16 protein-coding genes and 1 tRNA gene are annotated in these 15,170 nt (G+C 69.4%); 12 read left to right on the top strand and 5 right to left on the bottom strand.

What is annotated here, in order from left to right:
* Together Q0C81_RS06235 and Q0C81_RS06230 are read left to right on the top strand one after the other, a co-directional pair.
* Window positions 1-555 (top strand): HPF/RaiA family ribosome-associated protein (locus Q0C81_RS06235; RefSeq protein WP_291835114.1); only part of this gene is annotated, 555 nt, incomplete at its 5' end.
* 74 nt (window positions 556-629) lie between these two features.
* Complete coding sequence (locus Q0C81_RS06230; RefSeq protein WP_291835111.1) at window positions 630-1,097, top strand: PTS sugar transporter subunit IIA; 468 nt, start codon at window positions 630-632, stop codon at window positions 1,095-1,097.
* 48 nt (window positions 1,098-1,145) lie between these two features.
* Here the strand turns inward: Q0C81_RS06230 and Q0C81_RS06225 are convergent, their stop codons facing one another.
* From Q0C81_RS06225 to Q0C81_RS06210, 4 genes are all read right to left on the bottom strand, one after another.
* Window positions 1,146-1,406, bottom strand: coding sequence for a DUF1150 domain-containing protein (locus Q0C81_RS06225; RefSeq protein ID WP_291835108.1), 261 nt, complete (start codon window positions 1,404-1,406; stop codon window positions 1,146-1,148).
* Window positions 1,407-1,488: 82 nt separating this feature from the next.
* Window positions 1,489-1,908 carry an Hsp20 family protein gene (locus Q0C81_RS06220; protein ID WP_291835106.1) on the bottom strand — a complete coding sequence of 140 codons (420 nt, stop codon included), beginning with the start codon at window positions 1,906-1,908 and terminating at the stop codon, window positions 1,489-1,491.
* Window positions 1,909-2,069: 161 nt separating this feature from the next.
* Window positions 2,070-2,145 (bottom strand) — tRNA-Ala (locus tag Q0C81_RS06215).
* A 180-nt stretch (window positions 2,146-2,325) separates the two neighbouring features.
* Window positions 2,326-2,787, bottom strand: coding sequence for a TIGR02300 family protein (locus tag Q0C81_RS06210; RefSeq protein ID WP_291835103.1), 462 nt, complete (start codon window positions 2,785-2,787; stop codon window positions 2,326-2,328).
* A gap of 246 nt (window positions 2,788-3,033) precedes the next feature.
* Here Q0C81_RS06210 and aroA point away from each other — a divergent pair, with 246 nt between their 5' ends.
* The 7 genes from aroA to mscL all read left to right on the top strand — a co-directional run bounded on the left by aroA (window position 3,034) and on the right by mscL (window position 8,342).
* Window positions 3,034-4,329, top strand: coding sequence for a 3-phosphoshikimate 1-carboxyvinyltransferase (gene aroA / locus Q0C81_RS06205; protein ID WP_291835117.1), 1,296 nt, complete (start codon window positions 3,034-3,036; stop codon window positions 4,327-4,329).
* A 38-nt stretch (window positions 4,330-4,367) separates the two neighbouring features.
* Window positions 4,368-4,595, top strand: a complete 228-nt coding sequence (locus Q0C81_RS06200) for a hypothetical protein (RefSeq protein WP_291835100.1) — start codon at window positions 4,368-4,370, stop codon at window positions 4,593-4,595.
* The gene (locus tag Q0C81_RS06195; protein WP_291835097.1) at window positions 4,592-4,876 is read left to right on the top strand and encodes a hypothetical protein; all 285 of its coding nucleotides are present in this window, start codon (window positions 4,592-4,594) and stop codon (window positions 4,874-4,876) included. Before Q0C81_RS06200 ends, Q0C81_RS06195 begins: the two co-directional genes overlap by 4 nt.
* The gene (gene cmk / locus Q0C81_RS06190; protein WP_291835094.1) at window positions 4,873-5,523 is read left to right on the top strand and encodes a (d)CMP kinase; all 651 of its coding nucleotides are present in this window, start codon (window positions 4,873-4,875) and stop codon (window positions 5,521-5,523) included. Before Q0C81_RS06195 ends, cmk begins: the two co-directional genes overlap by 4 nt.
* Before the next feature lie 161 nt (window positions 5,524-5,684).
* Window positions 5,685-7,388, top strand: coding sequence for a 30S ribosomal protein S1 (gene rpsA / locus Q0C81_RS06185; protein WP_291835092.1), 1,704 nt, complete (start codon window positions 5,685-5,687; stop codon window positions 7,386-7,388).
* Window positions 7,389-7,632: 244 nt separating this feature from the next.
* Window positions 7,633-7,917, top strand: a complete 285-nt coding sequence (locus tag Q0C81_RS06180) for an integration host factor subunit beta (protein WP_291835090.1) — start codon at window positions 7,633-7,635, stop codon at window positions 7,915-7,917.
* Between the two features lie 11 nt (window positions 7,918-7,928).
* Window positions 7,929-8,342 (top strand): large-conductance mechanosensitive channel protein MscL, encoded by a 414-nt coding sequence (gene mscL, locus Q0C81_RS06175; RefSeq protein WP_291835088.1) that lies wholly within the window; start codon window positions 7,929-7,931, stop codon window positions 8,340-8,342.
* Between the two features lie 13 nt (window positions 8,343-8,355).
* On the opposite strand, the gene Q0C81_RS06170 is transcribed toward mscL, so the two are convergent.
* Entirely contained in the window at window positions 8,356-9,465 is a 1,110-nt protein-coding gene (locus tag Q0C81_RS06170) for an N-acetyltransferase (RefSeq protein WP_291835086.1), read from the bottom strand.
* Window positions 9,466-9,670: 205 nt separating this feature from the next.
* On the opposite strand from Q0C81_RS06170, the gene Q0C81_RS06165 reads away from it, so the two are divergent.
* From Q0C81_RS06165 to Q0C81_RS06155, 3 genes are read left to right on the top strand one after another with little or no spacing between them, the layout of a single operon-like run.
* A complete protein-coding gene (locus tag Q0C81_RS06165; RefSeq protein WP_291835083.1) occupies window positions 9,671-10,333 on the top strand; it encodes a hypothetical protein in 663 nt (220 codons plus the stop codon).
* Entirely contained in the window at window positions 10,239-11,831 is a 1,593-nt protein-coding gene (locus Q0C81_RS06160) for a DNA polymerase Y family protein (RefSeq protein ID WP_291835080.1), read from the top strand. The genes Q0C81_RS06165 and Q0C81_RS06160 overlap by 95 nt, the downstream gene beginning before the upstream one ends.
* Window positions 11,828-15,112: an error-prone DNA polymerase gene (locus Q0C81_RS06155; RefSeq protein ID WP_291835076.1), complete on the top strand. Its 3,285-nt coding sequence runs from the start codon at window positions 11,828-11,830 to the stop codon at window positions 15,110-15,112. Before Q0C81_RS06160 ends, Q0C81_RS06155 begins: the two co-directional genes overlap by 4 nt.
* Window positions 15,113-15,170 lie beyond the last annotated feature (58 nt).

Here is a 15,170-nt window from a genome sequence, read left to right as displayed (position 1 = left end):
AACGCCGAGGTCGTGGTGTCGAAGGACGGTCACGGCTTCAAGGTGGACTCTTGGGTCCGCCTTGCGTCGGGGCAGGCGATCGTCACCACAGGGCTCGGCGGAGACGCCCACGGCGCCTTCTCCGACTCGCTCGACAAGCTCGAGAAGCGGGTCCGCCGTTACAAGCGCCGCCTGAAGGATCATCACATCGGGCCCAAGCGTCTCTCCCCGGAGAAGACCGAGGACGCCGCCCGCGAAGTCGCCCGCAGCATTGTCCTGCGCAATCCGGACGAGGTCGAGGACGACACCTTCGGCGAAGCCGGCGCGCCCGATGAGCCGCCGCCCGTCGGCATGGTCATCGCGGAGACCGAAACCGAGATCCGCACCATCACCGTCGGCCGCGCCGTGGCCGAGCTGGATATGACCGGCTACCCGGTCGTCGTCTTCCGCAACGCCGCCCACGGCGGCATCTCGGTGGTCTACCGCCGCCCGGATGGAAACGTGGGCTGGATCGACCCTGAGCGGAAGGCCGTCTCGCTCAACGGACACGGTTCGGTAAACGGTCGTACGTCATAGTGCTTCCCACAAGGGGGCGGGTGCTCTAAAGGGCGCCCGCCCACCCGGGATGATCGAGTAGAGTCGGGGTTCCAATGGACATCGGTGATTTGCTGGCGGACGGCGGTGTCGTTCTGCGCAGCGGCGCGTCGTCGAAGCGCCAGGCTCTTCATGTGGTGGCGGACGCCGCCGCACAAGCCCTCGGCATGTCCGAGGCGCGCGTGCTCGAAGCTCTGCTGGAGCGCGAGGCGCTGGGCTCGACCGGTCTCGGTTCGGGCGTCGCGGTTCCGCACGCCCGGCTGGAGGGCGTCGGCCGGGTGACGGCGGTCTTCGTGCGTCTGGATACGCCCGTGGCCTACGGCTCGGTGGACGACCGTCCCGTGGACCTCCTGTTCGCCCTGTTCGCCCCGCCCAGCGACGGCGCGGAGCACCTGCGGGCCCTCGCCGCCGTCTCGCGCGCCCTGCGCTCGTCGGAGATGCGCGAGCAGCTGCGCCAGGCCCACACGACCGACGCCATCCGCGCCCTGTTCGTGCGCGACCAGGTCCCGGCCACGGCCGCCTGACGGCGGCCTTCGCTTCTTCGTTGAGTTCGGTTTGGGTTGGCGGTGGGTCTAGTGGACCGACACCGGCTCCAGTTCGTGGGCCACGGCGGTGGCGAAGGCGGTCTCGCGGTCCGTCATGATGGCCAGGCGCTCGCCGTCGGCGCCGTGCACGGCGTAGAGGGTGGCTTCCGGATCCACGGACAGGCCCTGGATCGCCGTCGCGGGCGTATCGGCCATCACGTCGGCGGCGCGGATCTCGCGCACATAGACGAGGTCGGGGGCGCCCAGTTCGGCGAAGTCCTGTCGGGTCATCTTCAGTTCGGGCGTCATGCGACCGCCTCCTTACGTTCAGCTAACGCCTGTGCGGCGCTTGGGTTCGGCCCCGAAAGCGGCGGCCGGAGAAACAACGGGTTCAACCCGTCGTGATGGGGATGCGCCGCAGGACGGGAAGGTCCTCGGGGCGGCTCATGTCGACGTGCAGCAGGCCATGCTCCAGGCGGGCCTCGTCAACCTCCAGCCCGTCCGCCAGCACGAAGCTGCGGACGAAGCCGCGACCGGCGATGCCGCGATGCAGGAAGGCCTGGTCGGCCTTGCCGGCGTCCTCGCGCTTGCCGGCGACGGTCAGCTGGCGGCCTTCGATGGTGATCGCCAGGTCGTCCGGGCCGAAGCCCGCCACCGCCAGGGTGATGCGCACCGACCGCTCGCCGCGCTGCTCGACATTATAGGGCGGGTAGCTGTCGGCCGCCGCCCGCTGGGCGCGGTCGATCAGGGCCCGGGTATGGTCGAAGCCCAGCAGGAAGGGGCTGTCGAACAGGATGGTGCGCGTCGTCATGTCTCAAGCCCCCGAAGCAGGCATTCGCGCCGTCCACGCCCCCCGAGATCGGCAGGGCGCCGGCTGAAGGATAGATGGGACCGGACGCCCGGCAGTGCAACGGCTCACGCTGACCAGGGCCGGAATTGGAGAAGGCCCCGCGGTTTCCCGCGGGGCCTTCATGGTGGAGCTTAGCGGAGTCGAACCGCTGACCTCTTGCATGCCATGCAAGCGCTCTACCAACTGAGCTAAAGCCCCGAACCGTTGCCGGTCAGTCCGCCGAGGTGTTGGTGTTGGCCCCCGGCGAGGCGGCGGAACCTATGTCAGGGCCGTTTGGTGATCAAGCCCGGTTCCACCATTTATTTTCGCCTTTTTCGAACGCTGTTCGGAAGGCGATTTCCGGGCGGATCGAACGCTGCCGATCCGCCCGGAATTTCGTCAGTCCTCGTCGGACGACGGCTTGCCGATCTCGTCTTCGAAGGAGTCGTCGTCCTCGTCCTCGATGAACGGAACCGAGTCGTCATCGTCGTCGTCGGCCAGGACGTCGTCGTCTTCGACGGCTTCGCCCATGCCCGATTCCTCGGTCGGATCGACGACGGCTTCGTCCTCGTCGTCGGGGGTCAGGATCGGCTCGTGGCCTTCCTCGTCGATCTCCGGCGTCTTGACGTCTTCTTCCTCGTCTTCGTCGCCGTCGACCTTCTTGTCCTTGACCTGATCCTCGGCCTCGTCGTCCGCCGGATAGCCGGCCGGGCGGCCGCGGCGGTTGCGCAGCTTCAGCGCTTCTTCCGGATCAAAGTCGGTTCCGCACTTCGGGCAGTGAGCCGGTCGGCGGTTCAGGTCGTAGAATTTGGCCTGGCAGTTCGGACAGACCTGCTTTTGGCCCAGTTCGGGATTAGCCACGGGGGCGCCTCTCACGGTAGGGGGGAATTCGGGCGGCTCCCTTGCCACCCTTGGGAGCCGCTGTCAAAAGCCATCTCCTCGGCGAAATCGGTTCGAGAGCGCTGCGCGCTCCCGAACTCAGATTTCGCCGAACTTTAGACTTGGGCCATTTTCTGGATTCAGGTCCTTCAGACCTGAAGCAAAAATGGCCGTACGCCCGCGCCATCCCTGCCCTTTGGAGACCGCCGGGTGACGAACTTCACGCATCTGACCGCCCGCCGCAGCCCTGCGCTGAAGGGCGCCGTGCGCGCTCCCGGCGACAAGAGCATGTCGCACCGGACGATGATCTTCGGCGCCATGGCGACCGGCGTGACCGAGGTCGAGGGCCTGCTGGAAGGCGACGATATCCTGGCCACGGCCCGGGCCGCCGAGGCGTTCGGCGCGACGGTCGAGCGTCTGGGGCAGGGCCGTTGGCGCGTGACTGGACGGGGCGGCTTCCGCTCGCCGGACGGCGTCATCGACTGCGGCAACGCCGGAACGGGCGTGCGCCTGCTGATGGGGGCGGCCGCCGGCTATCCCGTCACGGCGACCTTCGACGGCGACGGCAGCTTGCGGAAGCGGCCGATGAAACGGGTCACGGGCCCGCTGGCCGACATGGGCGCGCGGTTCCGCTGGCAGGCCGCCGAGGACCGGCTGCCGGTCGAGCTGTCGGGCGGCGGGCTGACCGCCATCGACTATGTGCAGACGGTCGCTTCGGCCCAGATCAAGTCGGCCATCCTGCTGGCGGGTCTGAACGCCGAGGGCGTCACCACGGTCACCGAGCCGGAGAAGAGCCGCGACCACACCGAGCGGATGCTGCGCGCCTTCGGCGCCGAGGTCGGGGTCGAGGCGCAGGGCGACGGCTGGAAGATCTCGCTGAAAGGCGGCCAGCCGCTGACCGGAACCGCCGTGGCGGTGCCGGGGGATCCGTCCTCGGCGGCCTTCCCGCTGGCGGCGGGGCTGGTGGTTCCGGGCTCGGAGGTCACGGTCGAGGGCGTGATGCTGAACCCGCTGCGCACCGGCCTGTTCGACACCTGGCGCGAGATGGGCGCGGACCTGACCACCGCCAACCGCCGCATGGCCGGGGGCGAGGAGGTCGGCGACCTCACCGCCCGCCACTCGGCGCTGAAGGGCGTGGTCGTGCCGGAGGACCGCGCCGCCTCGATGATCGACGAATATCCGATCCTGGCCGCCACCGCCGCCTTCGCGGAAGGCCAGACGGTGATGCGCGGCGTCGGCGAGATGCGGGTCAAGGAAAGCGACCGCATCGCCCTCATGGTCGCCGGCCTGCGCGCCTGCGGCGTGGCTGTAGAGGAGGAGCCGGAGGGCTTCATCGTCACCGGCGGCCCTGTCGCGGGCGGCGCGACCGTCCACACCGCCCACGATCACCGCATCGCCATGAGCCATCTGGTGCTGGGCCTGGCCGCCGACCGGGCTGTCGCGGTCGACGAACCCGGCATGATCGCCACCAGCTTCCCGGGGTTCGTGGAGATGATGAACGGCCTGGGCGGTCTGATCGAATGAAGGCGCTGCGCGAGGTCTTTTCTCGCGGCGTTGCGATCTTGGGGCTCCTGACCTGTCTGGGCGGGGCCGGCTGGACGGCCTGGGTCGTGTGGCGAGGGATCGCCACCGGCATGGTGACCGGCAAGCACGGCGCGGTTCATCTGAGGATCGAGGGCGATTTCTTCTACTATGCGACAGTGGCCCTGAACGGCCTGGCCTGCCTGTTGTGGCTTGGCCTGGCGGCCTTCGCGGTCCTTGTGCTGGTCCGCTGGAAGGACTGGACGTGAGCCGCGCGTTCATGCGGCGGTCTTTCAAGGCCGTGACGACCTGGATCCTCGCGGCGCTGATGGGCGTGGGGTGTTGGCGGGGCGGATCGGAGCTGCTGGTCATTCTGGACAGAGGCGTGATACCCGGCCGCCGGGGGCCGTCGCTGCATCTGGCCGACAACCCCCTGGCGTACTGGGCCGTATTCGCCTTCTTCTGCGCCGCGCTGCTGGCGGCGGTAGGCTTCACCCTCTTTCTGGCCTACGTCGGCTGGCGGCAAGCCATGGAGCATCGTCGATCTTGAGCAGGAACTTCATCATCGCCGTCGATGGACCCGCCGCCTCGGGCAAGGGCACCATCGCCGCGCGGCTGGCGGCCGAGTACGGCCTGCCGCACCTCGACACCGGCCTGCTGTACCGCGCCGTGGGCGTCGGCCTGCTGGATGCGGGCAAGTCGCTGGACGACGAGGCGGCGGCGGAAGCGGTCGCCCGGGCGCTGGACGCCGGCGACCTGACCGACACCGAGCGCCTGACCAGCGGCGAGGCTGGCGAGGCGGCCAGCCGGATCGCGGGCTTCACCGGCGTGCGCGCGGCGCTGCTGGCCTTCCAGAAGGCCTTCGCGGCCCAGGCCGGCGGCGCGGTGCTGGACGGACGCGACATCGGCACGGTGATCACCCCCGAGGCCCCGGCCAAGCTGTTCGTCACCGCCGCGCCGGAAGTGCGCGCCACCCGCCGCTGGAAGCAGCTGACCGGGCGGGGCGCCGTCATCGCGTTCGAGGACATGCTGGCCGACATCATCCGCCGCGACGAGCGCGACGCGGGCCGGGGCGCGGCCCCGATGGTGCAGGCCGACGACGCCGTCTTGCTGGACACGACCGATATGGATATAGAAGCCGCCTTCGATGCGGCCCGCCGTATCGTCGAGGCGGCGCGCGCGAAACACGGTCTTTGACCCGTTCCGCAAATCCAACGCTCCCATCCTCGGCTTCCGCGGGCGCTCTGGTTGAGCTTCAGCCTCGCGTCCCGACGACCTGACTCTTTCTTCTGAACCCCTCTTTGGCGCGGGACCCTTCGGTCGCGCGCTCAAGCCTTTTTCTCCAACCCCAGAGTTACATGACCGACACCCTCACCCCCACCCGCGACGACTTCTCGGCGCTGCTCGACGAAACCCTTCAGGGCCGTGACCTCGGCGAAGGCCAGGTCGTTCACGGCCGCGTCGTCGGCATCGAAAAAGACATCCTGATCATCGACGTCGGTCTGAAGACCGAAGGCCGCATCCCGGCCCGCGAGTTCGGCATCGGCGAAGGCGCCGTCATTCCGAAGCTCGGCGACAACGTCGAAGTCTATCTGGAGCGCGTCGAGAACGCCCTGGGTGAAGCGGTCATCAGCCGCGACAAGGCTCGCCGCGAAGAAGCCTGGACCCGCCTGGAAGTCGTGTTCGCCGACGGCCAGCCGGTCAACGGCACCATCGTCGGCCGCGTCAAGGGCGGCTTCACCGTCGACCTGGGCGGCGCCTCGGCCTTCCTGCCGGGCAGCCAAGTCGACATCCGTCCGGTGCGCGACGTCGCCCCGCTGATGGGCAAGGAACAGCCCTTCGCCATCCTGAAGATGGACCGTCCGCGCGGCAACATCGTCGTCTCGCGTCGCGCCATCCTGGAAGAAGCCCGCGCCGAACAGCGCACGGAGCTGGTCGGCCAGCTGCAAGAGGGTGAAGTCCGCGAAGGCGTGGTCAAGAACATCACCGACTACGGCGCGTTCGTGGATCTGGGCGGCATCGACGGCCTGCTGCACGTCACCGACATGTCGTGGAAGCGCGTTTCGCACCCGTCGCAGGTCCTCGCCGTCGGCGACACCGTCAAGGTCCAGATCGTCAAGATCAACCCGGACACCCAGCGCATCTCGCTGGGCATGAAGCAGCTGCAGGCCGACCCGTGGGACGGCGTGGAAGCCAAGTATCCGGTCGGCGCCAAGATGTCGGGCCGCATCACCAACATCACCGACTATGGCGCGTTCGTTGAGCTGGAAGCCGGCGTTGAAGGCCTGGTCCACGTCTCGGAAATGTCCTGGACCAAGAAGAACGTCCACCCCGGCAAGATCGTCTCGACCTCGCAGGAAGTCGACGTGGTCGTGCTGGATGTCGACGCCTCCAAGCGCCGCATCTCGCTGGGTCTGAAGCAGGCCCAGGACAACCCGTGGGACGCCTTCGTCGCCAACAACCCGATCGGCTCGACCGTCGAGGGCGAAGTCAAGAACGCCACCGAGTTCGGCCTGTTCATCGGCCTGGACAACGACATCGACGGCATGGTGCACCTGTCCGACCTGGACTGGAACGTGTCGGGCGAAGAAGCCATCCAACGCTACCGCAAGGGCGAAACCGTCAAGGCCAAGGTCCTGGACGTCGACGTCGAGAAGGAACGCGTCTCGCTGGGCATCAAGCAGCTGGGCGGCGATCCGATGGAAGGCGACACCTTCAAGAAGGGTCAGCAGATCACCGTCACCGTGACGGCGATCGAGACCGGCGGCATCGAGGTCAAGTTCGGTGAAGACGACGCTCCGGCGACCGCCTTCATCCGCAAGTCGGACCTGTCGCGCGATCGCAACGAGCAGCGCACCGAGCGCTTCTCGGTCGGCGACCGCGTCGACGCCATGGTCACCGGCATCGACAAGGCCTCGCGCCGCGTCTCGGTGTCGATCAAGGCCTTGGAAATGAAGGACGAGGCTGAGGCCATCGAACAGTTCGGGTCGTCGGACTCCGGCGCTTCGCTGGGCGACATCCTGGGCGCCGCCCTGCGCGAAAAGGCAGGCTCCAAGGACTAAGTCTCTTCGTCATCGACGAAAAAACGATCAGGCGGCCGGAGCGATCCGGCCGCCTTTTTCGTGCTCAAAGCCCGGGGGCGCGGCGGAACTCGTGTACGGTTTCCGTCCTTTAACCTACAATTCGCGGGCTTGACGGACGGTTGGGCCTTTTTCGCCGGGCGCGCGAGAGATAGGGTGGGCTTGCATCCCGAGACTGGATGCAGCCGTATGGGTACGGGCTGGGGCTGAACAGGGCGGGGGCTGCATGATCAAATCCGAGCTGATCGAGAAGCTCGCGGCCGAAAACACGCATCTGACCCATGCTGAGGTCGAGCGTGTCGTGAATGTCGTGCTGGGCCGCATGGTCGAGGCGCTTGGCGACGGCGGTCGCGTAGAGCTTCGCGGTTTCGGAGCCTTTTCCGTTCGAGGCCGTCCGGCGCGCGCCGGCCGCAATCCGCGCACCGGCGAGTCGGTCGAGGTGCCCGCGAAGGCGGTTCCCTTCTTCAAGAGCGGCAAGGAGCTGCGCGAGCGGCTGAACGCCACCGACTGACAGGACGCCCCATGGGACTGGTCACCGAGTTCAAGGAATTCATCGCCCGCGGCAACGTCATCGACCTGGCGGTCGGCGTCATCATCGGCGCGTCCTTCGGCAAGATCGTCACCAGCCTGGTCGAACAGGTGGTCATGCCGCCGATCGGCCTGGCGCTGGGCCGGGTCGACTTCTCGAACCTGGAATGGGTGCTGGTCCCCGAAAATCCGGCGACCGCCGAGATCGAGAAGGTGGCGATCCAGTACGGCGCCTTCATCAACACCGTGATCCAGTTCCTGATCGTCGCCGTCGTCATCTTCCTGATGGTGAAGCTGGTGAACAAGATGCGCCGCGAGCAGGCGGCGGCGCCGGAAGCCCCGGCCGCGCCGACCCCGACCGAGGCCCTGCTGGCGGAAATCCGCGACGAGCTGAAGGCTCGCCCCTAGCCCTGAAAGCCGTCTAGGCCTTGGAAGCGGTCGCCGGGGCGGCCCTCGGAGCCCGTGCGCCGCGCGCCGCGCGTTCGAGCGGGACGGGCCGCAGGCAGATCGCATAGTCCCCGTCATAGGGCGTGGGCGACCACAGGGCCGGATCGGGCGCATCCTCTGAAAACTGGACGTGGCAGTGGCCCCAGCCGCCTTCGCGGCGGGCCGTGCGGGCGAAGTCGCCGAGCCGGAGCAGGTCCCGCGGCGTGACCATGGGCAGCCGCAACTTGGCCGCCCCCATGGCGCGGGCGGCGTCGCGCAGGGCCGTCATCAGAACCGGGATCGTGTCGGCGTGGGGCTGCAGGGCCTCCAGGTCGATGACCTCCAGCACCGGCGGCTCGAGGATGTTCGACTTGGCCATCATGGCCATGGCGTAGGCGACGACGGCGCCGTCCCGCTCGAAGGCCAGTATCAACGGGCGCTGGGACAGGTCGGGGTCCTGCAGACGCCACCGCTGGATCTCCGGGCTGCGGTCCGCCAGCAGCCGCCCCTCGTCCGTCAGCGCCTGCCAGAAGGCGGCGTAGGGCGAGGCGTCGCCGAAATCGGCCAGCAGGCTGACCCCGGGCGGCAGGGCGGGACGGGCGACACGGCCCAGCCGGTCGTTCATCAGCTGCTCGCCCAGTCCCGACACGGCGCGGGGCGCGGCCGCATACAGCCGCCGCCACAGGCGACTGAGGGCCAGGGGCAGGGGATCGACGACCCAGCTCAGCTTCAGCGCATGAGTCTGTTCAGGCCAGGCCAGCATGCCGTGGCGAGCGTAGAGGGGCTGGGAGGTGGAATTGGCGTTGAGGGTGTAGCGGACGAAGACATCGGGCTGGGAGGTGAAGGTCTTCAGCATGTGGCGGCTGGTCCCGCGCACGCTGGCCGTGACGATGATCGAGAAGCCCGTCGCGCCGTGCAGTCGTCGCCCGCCCAGCCGAAAACGCTGGATCAGGTTGCCGACGTGGGCGGCGGGTTCGCCGTCGGGGCCGTCCGCGACCCAGCCCGCCGGCGCGCCGATGTCCAGCCGGGCCGGGTTGGCGTGCAGCCACCGCCACCCGGCCAGCGACCGTTCCGGCCAGCCCACGCTGCGGTGCAGGTCCTGCACCCTTGGATAATCCGCTTCTACGATCTCTCTGAGCGTCATGGCTGAGCTGTATCGTTTCGGGAGCGGGGCGCGCTCCACGGCGGTAAACGTGCAGGGAGCGGGCCAGTTATACAATCACGGGTATATGCGTCTCCACCGGAACGGGAGGGGCGGAATCCGGTTTGACTCTTCGTGGATGAGAACAAATAATGAACATCCATCTTTCATGGTCGCCATGCTCCCCTTTCCCGCCGCATCGCCGGAGCCGTTTCCAGAGGCCGCCGCGCCTCTGGAGGAGGCGTGCGCGTCGACGCCGCGGGACATGGCGGCGACCGTTCTGTTCGCCCTTTCGCGGCGACGGGAGGACGACCGGCGCCCGGCGCTGATCGCCGCGCCCCGGGCGTGGTTTGGGGAGTATGGCCGACCCTATGGCCCCGGCCTGGCCGGGACGGCGCTGATCCTGACGCCCGTGTCGACCGCCGCCGAGGCGCTGTGGGTGCTGGAGCAGGCCCTGCGGTCGGGGGCGGTGTCGCTGGCGCTGGGGGCGGTGGACGGGGCCAGCCTAGCCCAGACGCGGCGGCTGGACTTCGCCGCCCGGGACGGCGGTTCGACCGGATTGATGCTGCCGCGAAGCCTGGATGGCCTGAGCGCGGCGCGGCGGCGCTGGCGCGTGTCGGCGGCGCTGTCCGCGCCCGACGCCGACGACCTGCGGGCGCCGGGACAGGCGCGCCTGATCGCGGAGATGACGCGGGGCCGGGGCGAACGTCCCGGCGCCTGGATGCTGGAGCAGGATGATGAGACGCATCGTCTCCGTCTGGCTGATCGACTGGCCGGTTTCGGTCCGGCGCCGATCGCTGGAACGGGCGCGGCGTCCGGCCTCGCCGCCTGACCCCGCCCTGGACCCGCAGACCCCGTTCGCCCTGATCCTGAAGAACAGTCGGGGCGCGGCGGTGATCCACGCCCTGAATCCGGCCGCCCGCGCCGCCGGCCTGCGGCGGGGCCAGACCCAGGCCGACGCCCTGGCCATGATCCCGCACCTGCTGTGCCGGCCCGCCGATACGGCCGCCGACGACCGGGCCCTAGAGGCGCTGGCGGTCTGGGCCGAGCGCTGGTCGCCGTCGGTCAGTCTCGATCCGTCCGGCGAGGGGCTGGAGGGGCTGTTCCTGGACATCACGGGGGCGGCGCACCTGTTCGGCGGCGAGGCGGCCCTGCTGGCGCAGATCCGAACCCGGCTGGCCGAGGCGGGGACGGTCGCGCGGGTCGCCCTGGCCCCGACGCCGGGGGCGGCCTGGGCGCTGGCGCGCTGGGGCGAGGGCCGGGATCCGGTCGCCACAGACGAGACCGTCTCCGACCTGCTGGCCGACCTGCCGGTCGAGGCGCTGCGGCTGGACGACCGCACCGTCACCGGCGCGCGCCGGCTGGGGCTGAAGACCATCGGCAGCCTGTACGCCATGCCGCGCGCGGGTCTGGCGCGGCGCTTCCGGGACGGCGACGCCATCGGCCTGGTGCGGCGGCTGGATCAGGCGCGGGGGTATGTCGGCGAGGCCCTGACGCCCGTGCGCCCGCCCGCCCGTTATCGGGTCTGGCAGGCCTTCGCCGAACCCCTGGGCGACATCGAGGGCGTGGAGGCGCGCCTGCCCGAACTGGCCGCCGACCTGACGCGAGCGTTGGAGAGGGACGGGCAGGGGGCCAAGGCCCTGACCCTGACCGGCTTCCGCTCGGATGGGCTGACGACCGGGCTGTCGGTGCGCATGGGACGACCGGGGCGCGAGGTTCCGATCTGGATGCGGCTGTTCCGCGAGGCCGGGTTCGGACGGCTGGAGCTGGGCTTCGGCCTGGACGCGCTGATGCTGACCGCCGACCTGACCGAGCCCATGGCGGCCCGGCAGGGGGCGCTTGAAAGCGAGGCGGGGGCGAAGCAGGCCGAGAGCCTGGCGGCCCTGATCGACCGGCTGACCGCGCGGCTGGGCGAGGACCGGGTGCTGACGCCCGAACCGGTCGACAGCTGGATTCCGGAGCGCGCCGAGCGGCTGATCCCCGCCCTGGGCCGGATCCCGGCGGCGGACCCGGCGGAGGCCGGTCGCCGCCCCCTGCTGCTGCTCGATCCGCCCGAGCCGATCGATGATCCGCTGTTCGACCTGCCCGAGGGGGCGCCCGCGCGCTTCACCTGGCGCCGGGTCAGCCGCCGGGTCGTGCGGGCGGAGGGGCCGGAGCGGCTGTCGCCCGAATGGTGGCGGCCCCGTCCCGACGGGCGCGAGGTCCGCACCCGTGACTATTACCGCGTCGAGGACGGCGAAGGCGGGCGCTACTGGCTGTTCCGCGAGGGGCTGTACGGGCGCGAGGAGGGTCGCGCGCCGTCGTGGTGGATGCACGGAGTGCTGCCGTGACGGTCTGGAACGGCGAATACGCCGAGCTGGGGGCGATGACGAACTTCAGCTTCCTGGAGGGGGCGTCCCACCCGGGCGAGATCATCCATCAGGCGAAGGCGCTGGGAATCGCCGCCGTGGGCGTGGCCGACCGCAACACCCTGGCGGGCATGGTGCGGGCGCTGATGGAGGCCGAGAAGGTCGGGCAGCAGCTGGTGATCGGGTCGCGGCTGGTGTTCACCGACGGGACGGCCCTGATCGTCTTCCCGCGCGACCGCGCCGCCTATGGCCGCCTGTGCCGCCTGTTGTCGCTGGGCAAGAGCGAGGCCGTGCCGCAGCCGGGCGCGGACCCCGAAGGCGAGCGGATCGAGAAGGCCGAGACCCGGCTGACCTTCGAACAGGCCGTGGGGCTGGGAGAGGGGATGATCGCCCTGGCCCCCGCGCCGGAGACGCCCGACGCCGCCTTCGAGACCCGGTTGGCGGCGTGGCGGGCGGCCTGGCCGGACGATCTCTACCTGGCCGCCGCGCCCCTGTGGCGGGGGGACGATCGGTGCCGGCTGAACCGGCTGGCGGCCATGGCCCAGCGCACGCGCGCGCCGATGATCGCCACCAATGCGGTGCTGTATCACCACGCCGACCGGCGCATGCTGCAGGACGTGCTGACCTGCATCCGCGAGGGCGTGACCAACGACAAGGTCGGACGGCGGCTGCGGGCCAACGCTGAGCGCGACCTGAAGACGCCCGCCCGCATGGCCCACCTGTTCCGGGGCCATGAGGCGGCGCTGGAGCGGACGATGGAGGTGGCGCGCGCCTGCAGCTTCTCCCTGCGCGAGCTCAGTTATCAGTACCCGGACGAACCGGTGCCGAAGGGCTATTCACCGCAGGGCTGGCTGACCCGATTGACCCTGAAGGGCGCGAGGATGCGCTGGCCCAAGGGCGTGCCCGCCCACATCCGGACCACCATCCTGAAAGAGCTGAGACTGGTGCGCGCGCTCGGCTACGCCTCCTACTTCCTGACGGTGCACGATGTGGTCGCGTGGGCGCGGGGACGGCCCGACCCCATCCTGTGCCAGGGCCGGGGCTCGGCGGCCAACTCAGTGATCTGTTTCTGCCTGGGCGTGACCAACGTCGATCCGACCAAGCAGGATGTACTGATCGAGCGCTTCATTTCGTCCGAGCGATCCGAGCCGCCCGATATCGATGTCGACTTCGAGCACGAGCGCCGTGAACAGGTGATGCAGTACGTCTATGCGCGCTACGGGCGGGACCGGGCGGCTATCGTAGCGACCATCATCCACTACCGGCCTCGCTCCGCGATCCGGGATGTGGGCAAGGCGCTGGGCCTGACCGAGGACGTGACCGCGCGCATGGCGGACACGGTCTGGGGCTCGTGGGGCGATGCGGTGAAGGATGAGCACGTCGACCGCACGGGCCTGAGCCGGGACGATGCGCGCATGAAGCTGGCGCTGGAGCTGACGGCCGAGATCATCAAATTCCCGCGTCATCTGAGCCAGCACGTCGGCGGCTTCGTCCTCAGCCAGACGCCGCTGGTCGAGATCGTGCCCATCGGCAATGCGGCCATGGATGATCGGACCTTCATCGAATGGGACAAGGACGACATCGACCATCTGAAGCTGATGAAGGTCGATGTGCTGGCGCTGGGCATGCTGACGGCGATGAAGCGGGCCTTCCGCATGATCGAGACGACCTATGGGCGGCCATTGAAGGACACCGCCGCCGTTCCGTCCGAAAGGCGGGGCGTCTATCGGATGTTGTGCAAGGCGGACTCCCTGGGCGTCTTCCAGGTCGAGAGCCGGGCGCAGATGAGCATGCTGCCCAGGCTGCGGCCACGTGAGTTCTACGATCTGGTGGTGCAGGTCGCCATCGTCCGGCCCGGTCCGATCCAGGGCAAGATGGTGCATCCCTATCTGCAGCGGCGGGCCGAGCGGAGAACCTACGAGAAGGAGCATGGCCCCGGGACCTATCGCTTCTCCATGCCGGGTTCGACGGCGGATCCGCATGAACTGACCAATGTGCTGAAGAAGACCCTCGGCGTGCCCCTGTTTCAGGAACAGGCGATGAAGATCGCCATGGTCGCCGCGGAGTTCTCAGGCGATGACGCCAACGGCCTGCGCCGTGCGATGGCCACCTTCCGGCACAATGGCACCATCGGAAATTTCGAGGAGAAGATGGTCGGGCGGATGATCGGCCGAGGCTACGATCCCGAATTCGCCCAGAACTGCTTCAACCAGATCAAGGGCTTCGGCGAGTACGGTTTTCCCGAGAGCCATGCCTGCTCCTTCGCCCACCTCGTCTACGTCTCGGCCTGGGTGAAGTGGCTGTATCCGGACGTGTTCGCGGCCTGCCTGCTGAACAGCCAGCCGATGGGTTTCTACGCTCCGGCCCAGATCGTTCGGGACGCGCGCGAGCACAAGGTCGTGGTTCGCCATCCGGATGTGAACATGAGCAACTGGGACGCCACGCTGGAGCCGCGTCCCGGGCGTCGTCGCCGCGCCCTGCGCCTGGGCCTGAGGTCGATCGACGGGTTCAAGAAGGTATGGGCCGGGGACATCATGGAGGCCCGCAAGGAGGGACCGTTCGCCGACCTGGACGATCTGCGCCTGCGGGCGCGGCTGACGCCGGCGGCGATGGACCGGCTGGCCGAGGCGGACGCCTACGGCTCGCTGAAGCTGACCCGCCGGCAGGGGATGTGGGCCGCGCGGGGGGGGGCGCCGGTCGCCGGGGCGCCCCTGTTCGAGGCCATGGGCCTGCGCGAGGCCGACGGCCGCCCGCCCGAGGCCCTGCCGGAACTGGCGCCGTCCGAGGAGGTGGTGGGCGACTACCAGACCCTGCGCCTGTCACTGAAGGGGCATCCGGTCAGCTACCTGCGCGACCGGCTGGCGCAGGCGGGGGCGCAGACCGCGGCGGATTATCCGCAGACGGCGAACGGCAAGCGGGTGGCCGTCGGCGGGGTGGTGCTGGTGCGCCAGCGGCCCGGCACGGCCAAGGGCGTCTGCTTCATGACCGTGGAGGACGAGACCGGGGTGGCCAATCTGGTGCTGTGGCCTGACGTGTTCGAACGCCTGCGCCCGGTGGCCATGGGCGCGCGGATGGTGCTGGCGCGGGGCAAGGTGCAGACCGCCGAGGGGGTGACCCATCTGGTCGTCGAGCAGCTGGAGGACTGGACTCCGATGCTGGGCCATCTGAGTCCCGACGCCGCCCCGGGCTCAGGCCATGCGCCCACGCGCGGGCGGCATCCGAGGGATGTGCGGGTGCTGCCGGGATCGCGGGATTTCCACTGAGCTGAAAACAGGCCTCAGGCCGTTCTTCGATGCAGGATCAACAGGCTCGCGCACTGTC

Origin of the sequence: Brevundimonas sp., assembly GCF_023259385.1 — a bacterium.
In the GTDB taxonomy this organism is placed as follows: Bacteria; Pseudomonadota; Alphaproteobacteria; order Caulobacterales; family Caulobacteraceae; genus Brevundimonas.
Note: the sequence above shows the minus strand (reverse complement) of the source record. Positions and strands in the feature narration are given on the sequence as shown.

What these genes read in the sequence shown, in the direction of transcription:
- Q0C81_RS06230 (WP_291835111.1), top strand. Translation starts at nt 630, where the DNA reads ATGGACATCGGTGATTTGCTGGCGGACGGCGGTGTCGTTCTGCGCAGC.
- Q0C81_RS06225 (WP_291835108.1), bottom strand. Translation starts at nt 1,406, where the DNA reads ATGACGCCCGAACTGAAGATGACCCGACAGGACTTCGCCGAACTGGGC.
- Q0C81_RS06220 (WP_291835106.1), bottom strand. Translation starts at nt 1,908, where the DNA reads ATGACGACGCGCACCATCCTGTTCGACAGCCCCTTCCTGCTGGGCTTC.
- rpsA (WP_291835092.1), top strand. Translation starts at nt 5,685, where the DNA reads ATGACCGACACCCTCACCCCCACCCGCGACGACTTCTCGGCGCTGCTC.
- Q0C81_RS06180 (WP_291835090.1), top strand. Translation starts at nt 7,633, where the DNA reads ATGATCAAATCCGAGCTGATCGAGAAGCTCGCGGCCGAAAACACGCAT.
- mscL (WP_291835088.1), top strand. Translation starts at nt 7,929, where the DNA reads ATGGGACTGGTCACCGAGTTCAAGGAATTCATCGCCCGCGGCAACGTC.
- Q0C81_RS06165 (WP_291835083.1), top strand. Translation starts at nt 9,671, where the DNA reads ATGGTCGCCATGCTCCCCTTTCCCGCCGCATCGCCGGAGCCGTTTCCA.
- Q0C81_RS06160 (WP_291835080.1), top strand. Translation starts at nt 10,239, where the DNA reads ATGAGACGCATCGTCTCCGTCTGGCTGATCGACTGGCCGGTTTCGGTC.